The organism is Streptosporangium minutum (assembly GCF_002149035.1).
GTDB classification, from domain to species: domain Bacteria; phylum Actinomycetota; class Actinomycetes; order Streptosporangiales; family Streptosporangiaceae; genus Streptosporangium; species Streptosporangium minutum.
In genome coordinates this window covers 1-635 of record NZ_NGFP01000542.1, presented here as the reverse complement: position 1 = coordinate 635, position 635 = coordinate 1, and the positions used below count along the sequence as shown (strand labels likewise).

The following is a 635-nucleotide window of genomic DNA, read 5'->3' as shown; positions in this document are numbered from 1 at the left end:
CTGGCCCCACAGAAATGGTGCGGCTACCACGCTGACGCCGGGCTTGTACGCGACGGTCACCGATCCGGAGAGCCGCTCGTCCACGCTGAGCGTCGAGGTGGAACACGACCCGGCCGCCACCGGCCAAGGCAGCGGCCTGATCTGGTCCGGCACATCCCAGAACACCTTCACCAGTGGTTCCGAGGGCAACGTGTCTGTCCCGGCGGGCAAATTGTCCGACGGCTGGAAACTCCGCTGGCGCGCCCGCGCGACCGCCGGCGGAATCAACGGCGCCTGGTCACCCTGGTCCACCTTCAGTGTGGAGCTCTCCAAGCCTTCCGTGTCGGCGTTGAACGTCTGGCCCCACAGAAATGGTGCGGCTACCACGCTGACGCCGGGCTTGTACGCGACGGTCACCGATCCGGAGAGCCGCTCGTCCACGCTGAGCGTCGAGGTGGAACACGACCCGGCCGCCACCGGCCAAGGCAGCGGCCTGATCTGGTCCGGCACATCCCAGAACACCTTCACCAGTGGTTCCGAGGGCAACGTGTCTGTCCCGGCGGGCAAATTGTCCGACGGCTGGAAACTCCGCTGGCGCGCCCGCGCGACCGCCGGCGGAATCAACGGCGCCTGGTCACCCTGGTCCACCTTCTTCA

1 protein-coding gene is annotated in these 635 nt (G+C 67.6%); it reads left to right on the top strand.

Annotated elements, in window-relative coordinates; all coding sequences use genetic code 11:
- Positions 1-43: 43 nt before the first annotated feature.
- A partial coding sequence (locus CA984_RS46965) for a hypothetical protein (protein ID WP_165781662.1) occupies positions 44-635 on the top strand: 592 nt, incomplete at its 3' end.